Source organism: Micromonospora sp. CPCC 205539, assembly GCF_036906815.1.
Taxonomy (GTDB): domain Bacteria; phylum Actinomycetota; class Actinomycetes; order Mycobacteriales; family Micromonosporaceae; genus Micromonospora.
Genome location: NZ_JBAKHW010000028.1, coordinates 82796 through 94549, shown reverse-complemented (window position 1 = coordinate 94549; position 11754 = coordinate 82796). Strand labels below are relative to the sequence as shown.

The window sequence follows — 11754 nt, the reverse complement described above, 5'->3', positions numbered from 1 at the left end:
CCACCGGTGAACGCGAGACCAGCAGCGGTCAGAGCGGTGCGACGGATCAGATCGGTACGCATGATGGCGTGCTCCTCTGCCTCGGGGGATGGGCGCGGCGTGCTGCGACCGCGCGACGTGCGGGGGAAAGTTTCGGGGGGATCTGCCCGGCGGCCGGGGGGCCTGCTCGGGTGTCCGGGGGTGTAACCGTGGCGGCTCGGCGGGTGTTCCCGACGGCCACCGTGCTACCGCGGCCTGGCGGGTGTCTCGACGGCCACCGTGGTCTGGGGATGCAACCGTGGCGGCCGGGCGGGTGTTCCCGGCGGCCACCGTGCAACCGCGGGCCTGGCGGGTCTCTCGACGGCCACCGGATCTGGGGTGTAACCGTGGTGGCTTGGCGGGTGTTCCCGGCGGCCGGTGGTTACGAGGGTGTGCCGTGGCGGCCTGCCATGTGTTCTCGGCGGCTGCCGCACCGGGCTGGGGAAGCCGCGGTGGTATGCCATGTTCAACGACCCGGCCCCGGCCCACGATTCCACCCTCAGAGTGGCCCCGCCCACGGGACACTCGGCCCCAACCGGGCCAACGAGCTCACCCCACCGCAAACGGAACCGGACACTCACCCCACAGGTAACGGCCGCGCGCCGCCACCCCAACCCCGCCCCCGCTCACCGGGCGGCTTGGTGGACGCAACTTCAGGGAAACTGCTGCCTCCCCAGCAGGCGAGGCAGCAGTTTCCCTGAAGTTGCGCACCCGACAGGCCGCCGTGGGGCATATTGCCCGATTCCGGGAGGCGCCTGCGGGCATTGGCAGGCCGATGATCGTGCTCGATCCAGGATGTAGTGCCCTCCAGGCGCGACCGAGGCCACTACATCCTGGATCGAATACGATCTCAGCGGGCTCAGCCGCCAAGATCCGCACAACTTCGGGGAAAGTGCTGCTTGCGGCGCGCCGGAGGCAGCAACTTCCCCGAAGTTGTACGGATCTTGGGCGCGTGCCGTGCGTGCCGTGCGTGCCGTGCGTGCCGCGTGCCGCGCGTGCCGCGTGCCGCGCGTGCAATGGACGTTGGTGGGGCAGCCCGAACCTCCGGACTGCCCCACCAAGCGTCGAGAGAGCGACGCACTCAGAAGCCGAGTACGGCCCGTCCGCCGACCACCGGCAGCCGTAGTTCGCTGTCATTCGGTGCGACGCGCAGTTCGGTGCCACCCAGCGGCAGCAGGGTGTACTCCTGATCGCTGGAGAAGACGACCACGCCGATCCGGTGGCCGGCCTGGAAGATGTAGTCCTTCGGCTCCAGGGTCCAGCGGTAGTCGTACAGCTTGCCCTGCCGTACCGACTCGGTACGGGCCGGGCTCTTGCGGTTCTGTGGGTCCATCCAGCCGCGGGTCACCACGGTCGGCGCGGCGGTCGAGCCGGCCGGACCGTAGTCGACCAGGTACGCGGTGAGGTTCGCGTCCGGCTTGTTGTCGATCGCCAGCCGCAGCCGCATCTCGGGGCGTCCGGAGATGCGGACGTTCTGGGTCAGGGCGGGGGAGCGGTAGACGAGCCGGTTCGCGCTCGCCGTGTCCGGATTGGACACCAGGGTGTCCGGGTGGATCGTCCGACCTTCGTCCACGAAGCTCTGCTCGACCCTGGCCTTCGGCGGCTTACCGGAGGTGAGCGTGCCCGGGGCGGTCGCGTCGGTCGCGGCGAACGTCAGGCCGACCTCGCGGGCGGCCGGGTCGGGCCAGTTGGCGTACGTGGTGTAGGCCCGGTCCTCGCGCTGCAGCACGGCGGTCGGCTCGTCCATGATGCCGTTGCGCACGTTCCACAGCCAGAAGTCGAACCAGCGGTTCTCGGTCTGCTTGTACGTCCAGGTCTGGCCGCTGGGCAGGGTCACCGAGGCGCTGCTGCCCGGCCCGCCGTGCCCGCCCTGGTGCAGCCAGATCTTGCGCGGCACGTCGCGCTTGGCGAGCTCGTCCCACCAGCCGGCGAAGTGCTCGGTCTTGACGTTCCAGTCGTTGAGGCCGTGCACGACGAAGACGCTGGCCTTGACGTCGCGGGCGTCGAGGTAGTCGCGGTCGGCCCAGAACTTCGAGTAGTCGCCGGTGACCCGGTCCTGCTCCTCGGTGATCGCCGCTAGCTCGTCGGCGCAGGGGCCCTGGGCCCGCGCCTGGCCGGCGGTGTACTGGGCCAGGATGTCGAGGTCCTCGCCCTGGAACGTGCCGGGTGCGACGACCAGACCGTTGGCCCGGTAGTAGTCGTACCAGCTGCTGATCGCGGAGACCGGCACGATGGTCTTGAGGCCCTTGACCCCGGTGGTGGCCACCTGGTTGGGCAGCGTGCCGTTGTAGGAGACGCCGGTCATGCCGACCGCGCCGGTGGTCCAGCCGGCGGTGACCGGGGCGCCGTTCGCGTCGTACCCCTTCGCCCGACCGTTCAGCCAGTCGATGACCGCCTTGGTGCCGAGCGTCTCGGCCTGGTCACCGCTGGTCGGGCAGCCGTCCGAGTCGCCGGTGCCGACGCTCTGGCCGAGCACCACCGCGTACCCGCGTGGCACGTAGTAGTCGTCCAGCGAGCCCGGCAGGTTGGCCTTGGCCTTCGCGCGCTGGGCGCCCGCGTCGGGGGCGCGCAGCGCGGAGTTGGTCGAGCCGTTCTGCGGCAGGTCGTCCACCAGCACGCTCGGGTACGGGACGTCGCCCCAGGTGTCCTTGCGGTACGGGCTGTGCTCGAAGATGACCGGGACCTTGAAGCCCTCGGTGGCGGTCTCTCGCGGGCGCGAGATGTCGATCGCCACCCGGTCGCGGCGGCCATCGTGGTCGGTGTCCACCGGGGTCTGGACGAACACCCGTTCCTCGATCGCGTCGGCGAGCGAGAACACGGGTTGGGTCATGCCGTCGCTGACCACGATGCCCGTCGGGGTGGCCGCCGCGGGCGGAGCCGCCGCTGCCGCCGGGGCCGCGCTCAGGAGCAGGGCGCCGGAGACACCGACGCCGAGTAGTGCCAAGGGGGGTCGACGCACGGGCGTCTCCCTTCGGTCGGACTGGTTGCCGGGGGTCGGCCGAGGATGGATCCCGAAGATCCATTCACCCCCATGCTATGTCCGGTCCAGCCTCGCCGTCGATGGCCAGCGGGTCGACGACGCGATAGGGGTTTACGCGACAACCACACTTGCCGATGTGGATGAATAGCTGATGAATATCGCGCCGCGGGTATCGGTGACGCATTGTGGAAACTGGGCTCACGCAGGCGTGACGTCGCGGAACCAGGCCGTGAAATAGTCCGGTCACGGGGGTTAAAAAGCGGTGCCGCCAGCCATAGGATCTTGCACCGAGTCGCCCAGGAGGCGCATTCCCCCACGTAGGACAGGGAGCAAGATGCTCAGGAAAACACGGTGGCTGCTGGCCGTCGCTGTCACGGCAACGGCGCTGAGCGCCGCGCCCGGCGGCCCGGCCACGGCCGGCCCCGGCGGTGCCGCACCGGCGGGCAGTTCCGACGCCCCCGTCGGCGGGAGGACGTACACCGTCACCCTGCTCACCGGGGACGTGGTGACCGTTCGAAGCACCGGATCGGGCTGCCCCCGGGCCACGATCCAGCCGGCCGACCCGACCGCGGTGATTCGACAGACCTGCGGTCCGGACGGCCACCTGCACGTCATTCCCGCCCGCGTCGCGTCTCAGGTCGGCCCGGTCCTCGACCCCGACCTCTTCGACGTCACCGCGCTGATCGCCGACGGCTACGACGACGAGAACACCACGAGCCTGCCGGTCATCGTGCAGCCCGCCACCACGTCGGTGCGGGTGGCCGCACTCAGCGACACGCTGCCGCTGCCGAGCATCGGCGCGGTGGCTGGCCACGTACCCAAGAAGAGCCCGGCCACCGCGAAGCTGGCGACCAACTCGCTGCTCGCGGGCGCGAAGAAGGTCTGGCTCGACCGCAAGGTCCGCGCCACCGCGCTGACCGGCACCGCCCCCCACGGTGACCTCGACCGCAACCTGAGCCAGATCGCCGCGCCGGACGCCTGGAAGGCCGGCTACACCGGCAAGGGCGCCCGGGTCGCGGTGCTCGACACCGGCGCCGACTTCAGCCACCCGGACCTGGTCGGCCGGGTCGCCGAGCGGGCCGACTTCACCGCCGAGGGCGGCGACGCCGTCGACCACAACGGCCACGGTACGCACGTCGCGTCGACCGTCGCCGGCACCGGCGCTGCCTCCCACGGCCAGCGCAGCGGCGTCGCGCCGGGGGCGCAGCTCGTCATCGGCAAGGTCCTCGACGACCACGGCTACGGCGAGGACTCCGGCATCATCGCCGGCATGGAGTGGGCCGCGGCCCGGGCCGACGTCGTCAGCATGAGCCTCGGCGGCTCCGACCCGGACGACGGCAACGATCCGCTGTCGCTCGCCGTCGACGAGCTGAGCAAGCAGACCGGTGCGCTCTTCGTCATCGCCGCCGGCAACAGCGGTGGCCCCATCTCCTCGCCCGGCTCCGCCGCCTCGGCGCTGACCGTCGGCGCCGTCGACCGCAACGACAAGCTCGCCGACTTCTCCAGCCGCGGCCCACTGATCACCAGCAACGTGGCCAAGCCGGAGCTGGTCGCGCCCGGCGTCGACATCGTCGCCGCCCGAGCCGCCGGCACCAACCTGCAGGACCCGATCGACCAGTACTACGAGGGCCTGTCCGGCACCTCGATGGCCACCCCCCACGTGGCCGGCGCCGCCGCCCTGCTCGTGCAGCGGCACCCGGACTGGACGGGCGCCCGGCTCAAGGCCGCACTCGTCGGCGCCGCCGACCCGCTGGCCGACATCGACCCGTACGCCGTCGGCGCCGGCCGGCTCAACGCGGCCCGGGCCCTCGGCGGCCCGACCAGCAACCAGCCGGTGGTCAACCTCGGCACCTTCGCCTACCCGCAGGCCGGGACCAGCGAGACGACGCTGAGCTGGACCGGCGCGCCGGCCGGCCTCGACCTCGACGTGACGGTCGTCAACCACGACGCGAAGCCGGTGCCGCGCGGCGCGGTGTCGCTCTCGACGACCAGGCTGACGTCGAAGGGCGAAGCGACGCTCCGCATCAACCGCGCGGCGCTGGCGGGCCGGCCCGGCTACTACATGGCCACCATCACGGCCCGCACCGCCGGCCACAAGCTGGTCTCGACCACTCCGGTGAGCTTCTACGTCGAGCCGCGCAGCTTCGATCTGACGATCAAGACGAAGCCGTTGACCGGGCTGAAGGAGGGCGCCGAGAGCTGGATCAACGTGCCGGTCACCAATCTCCGCGACCCGCTGCTCTACTTCGACGGGGCGTCCGGGGCGCCGGGCGACACCTTCACCGTCCGGGTGCCGGAAGGTCACTACTCGGTCCTCGGCGCGTCCGTGGCCTACTACGTCGACAACGACGTGCTGGAGACGACGCTCGTCGGCGAAACCGACCTGAACGTCACCGGACCTCGCACCATCACCCTCGACCCGGCGCGGGCCCGGCCGGTGACGGCGACCGTCGAGGGCGTCGCCACCAAGCCCACCAGGATCGACGTCACCACCGTCCAGACCGCTCCGAACGGCCTGTCCCGGTTCCTGCAGATCAGCGGGTACGGGACGGCGACGGCGATCCGCACGTCGGCGCTGCCGAAGCCCAGCGTCGGTGAGCGGCGCGCCTGGGCGGCGTTCGGCCTGGACGCGCCGGCCGGCACGGCCAGCCCGTACCGCTACAGCCTGGTGCACGAATACGCGGGCGGCGTTCCGGCCGACCCCGCCTTCCGGGTGACCCGGGCCGAGCAGGCCACGCTGGCCCGGATCGACGAGCGGTTCCACCACGTGGACCTGGCCGGGATGGACACCCAGCTGGTCCGTACCGGCTTCACCCCGGACGGGGTGCCGGTGGCCCAGACCAACGAGGGGAACCTGCCGCCGTACCGCACCGACTACGTCACGCCCGGCATCCGCTGGATGGACGAGGGTGTCTACGGTGGTCTGGCCGCCCAGGAGGCGCCCCGCAGCTACCAGCCGGGTAGTCGGCAGGCCAAGATCTGGGCACGGCAGCCGCTGCACTCCGGCTGGTACGACGACCCGGCCGGCGACGGCTTCAGCTGCGCCACCGCGCCGTCACGGACCCGGGGCAACCTGCACATCGACCTCGCGTCGCTCGTCGACCAGCACCAGCGGGCCGACTGCCTGCAGGGCAACTCGATCGGCGTGAAGCGCAAGCTGTCGCTGTCCCGTAACGGCAAGCTGGTCGATGAGCGGGATTACCCGCTCGCCGACGTCACCGTTCCGCAGCAGGCGTCGGACTACCGGTTGACCCTCGACGTGGACACGAGCCTGATCCTGCCGTTCTCCACCCGGGTCAGCACCGCGTGGACGTTCCGGTCCGCCGGGCCGGAAGGCACCGGCAGCGTGCCGCTGCCCCTGCTCGCGGTCGACTACGCACTGCCGATGGACGACAACAACCACGCCACCGGGGGAACGGCCGAGTTCGCCGTCCGTCAGGCGCACGGGGTACGGGCGCAGCAGGTGACGTCGTTCCAGGTCTGGACCTCGACGGACGAGGGTGCGACGTGGAAGACGGCTCGGGTCACCCGCATCGGGGACAGCTACCGGGCCGAGCTGCCGGGAGCCGCCGCCGGAAAGTCGGTGTCGCTGCGGGTGAAGGCCGCCGCGAACCGGGGTAGCGGTATCGACCAGACCATCATCCGGGCGTACAACGCCGGCTGATCGTCTCCAGCACGGTACGGCCCGGTCCGCGGACCGGGCCGTACCTTTTTCGCCGGTGGTGTCGATCCCGGGCTGGCCTCGTTCGTCGTGATGGTGGACCGTGACGCCGACCCGAGAGGTACGCCCATGACGTCCTTGACTACCGTTCCCGCAACGGCAGGGTCGGCCCGGCGCCGCCGAACCCGGTCTCTGCTGAGGTGCGGCACGATCGCGGGGCTCCTCTTTCCCGCCCTGTCGTTCGGGCAGGCCTTCACCCGCAGCGGGTTCGACCTGCGCCGGCACGCGATCAGTTCCCTCACCCTCGGTGATCTCGGCTGGCTGCAGGTCATCGCGTTCGTGGGCACCGGGCTGCTGGCCGTCGCCTTCGCGGTGGGCCTGTGGCGGGCGCTGCGGTCCGGTCGGGCCGGCACGGCGGTGCCGGTGCTGGTCGGCGTCTACGGGGTGGCGATGGTCGGTGGCGGGATCTTCACGCCCGACCCGGCGTCGGGCTGGCCGCCCGGCGCCCCTGCAGGGATCCCCGAGCAGGCCAGCACGGGCAGCATCCTGCACATCGTCTGCGGTGCCGCGGCGTTCCTGTCTCTCAGCGCGGCCGGTGTGCTGGCCGCGCGGCGCTTCGCCGGCCAGGGGCGTCGGGGCTGGGCCGCCTACAGTGCGACCAGCGGCGTCGTCGCGTTCGTGCTCACCGCACCGCCGTGGAGCGAGGAGAGTGCGAGCATCCGCTTCGCCGTCGGAGCGGTGCTCATCTCGGGGTGGCTCGTGGCCCTCTCGTGGCGGGCGCGGCAGGAGATCGCCGGGTCAGGTCACTGCCCTTCCCAGACCGCCTTCGCGCCGGAGTCGCCGGTGCGGAACACGTAGTACAGGACGACGCCCGCGGCCACCAGCGACAGCACCTGCAACGACAGGGTCAGCGCCCGACCGGTGCCGGCCGTGGTGCTCTCGCCATCGGTGGTGCTCGTGGCGACCGCTCGCGGCGGAACGAACCGCACCAGGGCCAGCGCCACGATCGCCAGCCCGATCGTGGCCCAGAGCGTGATGTCGCCGAACTCCTGGTGCGCCTCCAGCTTCGGAAGGAACTCCGGGGTGACCCGGTTGGCCGAGCGCAGCCGCTCGAAGAAGGCGTCACCGGAGAGCTTCGCCAGGAGCGCCGAGACCGGTGCGGCCAGGGCGAGCAGCCCCAGCACCCAGCGGGTGTGCGGACGGATCAGTGCGACGAACGCGTAGCCGATCGTGAGGAGCGCCAGCAGCGGAACGAACACGACCGCGGCATGCAGCAGGAGAGGGTGGGCGGGGATGCCCATGAACTCCTCGAACATCGGCGTCTCCTCCAGGGGGTGACAGACGGATCTCGATCGACGCTATCGGTACCCGCAGGGCATGTCAGCCCCCAGATCACGGGAACGAGTCCGGCCGGCCACCGGAGTGGCCGGCCGGACGCACACTACGCGCTGCTCAGCGGTCGCAGCGAAGCGCCGACAGGTCGACCGCGTCGGCCATCGCCTGCATGCCCTTGTCGTTCGGATGGAGGTGATCGCCGCCGTCGAAGAACGGCAGGATCGCCTGCGGGTCGTACGGACTGCGGGTGATCGTGTCGAGGTCGACGACGGCGTCGAACGCGCCGCCGTGCCGGATCCAGTCGTTGACGCCCTGGCGCACGGCCTCACCGGCGGCGTCGTACTCGGACCAGCCCTTGTACGGCAGGATCGTGGCACCCACGACGCACTTGCCCGCCGCGTGCACCCGGTCGGCCAGCTGCTGATAGCCGGCGACCAGGTCGTCGACCGTCACGCCGCTGTGGGCCTTGAGGTCGTTGATGCCCTCCAGCACGAACACCGTGCTCACCCCGGGGTGGGAGAGCACGTCGCGATCGAGGCGGCGCAGCGCGGCCTCTCCGGCGCCGTCGGCGAGCACCTTGTTGCCGGAGATGCCCTCGTTGGCCACGCCCTTCACCGGGCTGCCCGACGCGGCCTGCAGCCGCCGGGACAGGTAGTCGGGCCAGCGGCGGTTCTCGTCCGTGCTGGAGGCCCAGCCGTCGGTGATCGAGTCGCCGAGGGTCACCACCGAGCTGATCGCGGTGGACGTCTGCACGCTGACCGCGTCGAGCCAGTACCAGGAGCCCATCGGATCGGTCCAGTTGCCCGCCGCCTCCTCGGCGGCGTGGTCACCGGCGGTCGCGTACGACGTCTGCATGGCCATGCCGTGACCGGTCGTCGGACCCTGCGCGCCGGTGACGTACAGGCTGACGACCAGGTTGCTCTGCGCGGCCAGCTTCCCCGGCAGCGGGTCGCTGAGCACCGTCGCACCGGCCGGCACGGTGACCGACGGCTGCCCGCCGAAGGTCAGCCGCCGGTTGCTGCCGCGCACCAGCTCCGCACCCTGCCGCTGCAGACCCGCGTAGGCACTGGCGAAGGTGACCGGATGCTCGCCGAAGGCGTTGGTCAGACGGATGCGCAGGTCGGTGCCGCCCACGCTCGTGCGGACCACCAGCCGGTAGCTGCGCTCGGCAGGTCCGGCACCCTGCCGGTCGGCGCTGGCACCCCAGGTGATCACCGGGTGGCGCACCGCCGAACCGGCCGTGGCCGCCACCGGCGGAACAACCAGGGGTACGCAGACCGCCGTGACCAGCGCGGCGACGAACGTCGACACGCCGCGCCGGTAGCCGTGCCCGATCGACATCAGAGGCTCCGTACCGTGACGGATTCACCGGGCTTGAGGGTGATGCGCCGCGAGGTGCCGCCGGCGACCAGGGTCGTGGTGCGACCGCCGACGCTCGTCAGCGTCACCTGGGTGACCGTGCCGTTACGCCAGCTGAATTCGGCGACGAATCCACCGCGGACGCCCACCCCGGACACCGAGCCGGCGGCCGCCCAGGCGGCGGGCAGCGCGGGCAGCAACTCGACGTGGCCCGGGCGGGAGTAGACCAGCATCTCGACGACCGCGGCGGGTGTGCCCAGGTTGGCGTCGATCTGGAAGATGCCGCGGCCGGGGTTCGTCTCGTAGATGTCGAAGAGGTTCATGGCGCTGCCGTTGCTGCCGTTCGTCGACGGCTTCAGGTTGGTGACGACGAGCTGGTACGCCTTCTCGGCGTCCTTCAACCGGGTCCAGCACAGGCTGCGCCAGGCGTTGGCCCAGCCGAAGTTGTTCATACCGCGCGCGGTGAGCAGGGCGGTCGCGCCGGCCACGATCTCCTTCGGGGTGGACTCGTCCGGGCGGATGCGGTCGCCGGGGAAGAGGCCGATCAGGGGGGAGAGGTGCCGGTGGGTGGTCTCGCCGAGGTTGTCGGGCGACATCCACTCCTGCAACCAGCCGGAGGTGGGGCTGACCTCGGGCAGGTAGAGGCGCTGCCGGAGCCCCTCGATGGTCCCGGCGTAGCCGGTGTCCCGGCGGAGCACCTGGGTCGCGGTGTGGTAGTTCGTGAAGAGGTTCCACACCAACTCCTGCGAGTAGGTGTTGCCCTTGGTGTCCTGCGGGCCGTGCTCGGCCGACCAGTCGCTGTCGGCGACGAGCACCTCGCGCGACGCGCCGGACGCGTCGGTGACGGTCGTGGTGATCAGCCGGCTCTCCCAGAACTCCACGGCGCCCTTGATGACCGGGTAGATCTTCGCGAGGTAGGCGCGGTCCTGGGTGTACTCGTAGTGCTCGAACAGGTTCTGGCAGAGCCACGCGTTGCCGCTCGGGTGCCACCACCAGCCGCTGCCGCCGTACGGGTTGGTGGAGAAGGCGACGGCCCACCCGGCGATCTTGCCGCTGGAGTTGCGGAACCGGTTGGTCGGCGTGTTGAACAGCCGCTGGGTGACCTCGGTCCAGACCGGCAACTGTGCGACGCAGTAGTCCGCGTACGCGTCGAAGGTGTCGGCGAGACCCGCCCGGTCGGCCAGCCAGTAGCACATCTGGATGTTGACGTCGGTGTGGTAGTCGCCCATCCAGTCCGGGTCGTTGCCGTCCAACCACGGGCCCTGCAGACCGATCGGCAGGCTGCCCCGCGATCCGGAGATCATCAGGTAGCGGCCGAACTGGAGGTACGCGGCCTCGAGTTCCGGGTCGGGGACGTTGTCCCGCCAGCGCGCCTGCACCCGCTCCCAGGTGTCCAGCTCGCGCTGCGTGGCGGACGACGTGCCGAGGTCGATGGCGAACTGCTCGAATGCCGGACGGAAGTCTGCGACGTGGGTGTGCAGCAGGTCGCGTGCGGACTCGCGGGCGGCGGCCAGGACCTTGCTGCGGGCCAGCCGTTCGGGCTGCACGGACGGGTTGCGGAACCCGGCGGCGGCGTCGGGGGCGTAGTTGGTGCCACCGCTGACCACGACGGTGAGCTCCCGGCAGCCGGTGAAGGAGATCGACGTGCCGCTGACCGCCACCGTCCCGGTGCTGCTGTACGCGGTGACGGCGGCCCCGTAGCGCAGGCCGTTGGCGAACGAGGCGCCGAACGACGCGTACCGCCCCGCGCTGTCGGCGGTGGTGGACTCGCCGTGGGTGCCGGCCAGCGAGACGCTGCCGGTGTACGTGCCGCGGCCCTGCTGTGTGAAGTGCAGGACGATGACGTCGTCGGGGCGGCTGGCGAAGATCTCCCGTCGGTAGCCGACACCGGCGATGTCGTACGCGGCGCTGACCACGCCCTGCGCGAGGTCGAGGGTGCGGCGGTAGTTGTCGACGGTGCCGAGGTCATGGCCGGGGATGTCGACGGTGAGCGTGGCCAGCATGGTCAGCGAGCCGAAGTCCGCGCGGCCGTAGGGGAACTGGCCGTCGCTCTCCAGGGTGTCGTTGCGGCCGCCGGTCCACAGCGTGGCGTCGGTGATCGTCAACAGTTCCCGGGACGGGTCGTTGCTCGCGAGCGCGCCGAGTCGGCCGTTACCGACCGGCAGACCCTGCTCGATCATGGAGGTGGCCGAGCCGGGCGCCTGCCACCAGAGCTGGTTCCTCGCGGCGACGGCCGTGGCGAGCATCGGCGACGTGGTGGGACGCCGTGGTGCCGCCGAGGCGGCGAAGGCGGGCAGGCCACCGAGGGCGGTGGCCGCGCCGGAGGCGGCGGCGAGCGCGAGGAAACCTCGACGGCTCGGACGGGTGGCGGGCGTTTCGGTGTTCCGGTCTTCCATCGGGG

The 11754-nt window shown here is 71.3% G+C and carries 6 protein-coding genes; 2 read left to right on the top strand and 4 right to left on the bottom strand.

Going from position 1 to position 11754, the window contains the following annotated elements:
- Positions 1-1099: 1099 nt before the first annotated feature.
- Positions 1100-2977: a Xaa-Pro dipeptidyl-peptidase gene (locus V6V47_RS23180; protein WP_334630423.1), complete on the bottom strand. Its 1878-nt coding sequence runs from the start codon at positions 2975-2977 to the stop codon at positions 1100-1102.
- A gap of 355 nt (positions 2978-3332) precedes the next feature.
- Between V6V47_RS23180 and V6V47_RS23175 the strand changes: the two genes are divergently transcribed.
- Entirely contained in the window at positions 3333-6662 is a 3330-nt protein-coding gene (locus V6V47_RS23175; protein ID WP_334630422.1) for a S8 family peptidase, read from the top strand.
- A 126-nt stretch (positions 6663-6788) separates the two neighbouring features.
- Positions 6789-7517: a DUF998 domain-containing protein gene (locus V6V47_RS23170; protein WP_334630421.1), complete on the top strand. Its 729-nt coding sequence runs from the start codon at positions 6789-6791 to the stop codon at positions 7515-7517.
- Here the strand turns inward: V6V47_RS23170 and V6V47_RS23165 are convergent.
- From V6V47_RS23165 to V6V47_RS23155, 3 genes are all read right to left on the bottom strand, one after another.
- The gene (locus V6V47_RS23165) at positions 7463-7975 is read right to left on the bottom strand and encodes a DUF2231 domain-containing protein (protein ID WP_334630419.1); all 513 of its coding nucleotides are present in this window, start codon (positions 7973-7975) and stop codon (positions 7463-7465) included. The two genes, V6V47_RS23170 and V6V47_RS23165, sit on opposite strands and share 55 nt — an antisense overlap.
- Positions 7976-8111: 136 nt before the next feature.
- The gene (locus tag V6V47_RS23160) at positions 8112-9335 is read right to left on the bottom strand and encodes an SGNH/GDSL hydrolase family protein (protein WP_334630418.1); all 1224 of its coding nucleotides are present in this window, start codon (positions 9333-9335) and stop codon (positions 8112-8114) included.
- On the bottom strand, positions 9335-11749 hold the full coding sequence (locus tag V6V47_RS23155; protein WP_334630417.1) for a glycosyl hydrolase family 95 catalytic domain-containing protein: 2415 nt from the start codon (positions 11747-11749) through the stop codon (positions 9335-9337). The genes V6V47_RS23160 and V6V47_RS23155 overlap by 1 nt, the downstream gene beginning before the upstream one ends.
- Between the last annotated feature and the right edge of the window lie 5 nt (positions 11750-11754).

Bases quoted from the DNA above. Each gene is read 5' to 3' on its own strand.
- V6V47_RS23165 (WP_334630419.1), bottom strand. From the start codon at position 7,975: ATGTTCGAGGAGTTCATGGGCATCCCCGCCCACCCTCTCCTGCTGCAT.
- V6V47_RS23155 (WP_334630417.1), bottom strand. From the start codon at position 11,749: ATGGAAGACCGGAACACCGAAACGCCCGCCACCCGTCCGAGCCGTCGA.
- V6V47_RS23170 (WP_334630421.1), top strand. From the start codon at position 6,789: ATGACGTCCTTGACTACCGTTCCCGCAACGGCAGGGTCGGCCCGGCGC.
- V6V47_RS23175 (WP_334630422.1), top strand. From the start codon at position 3,333: ATGCTCAGGAAAACACGGTGGCTGCTGGCCGTCGCTGTCACGGCAACG.
- V6V47_RS23160 (WP_334630418.1), bottom strand. From the start codon at position 9,335: ATGTCGATCGGGCACGGCTACCGGCGCGGCGTGTCGACGTTCGTCGCC.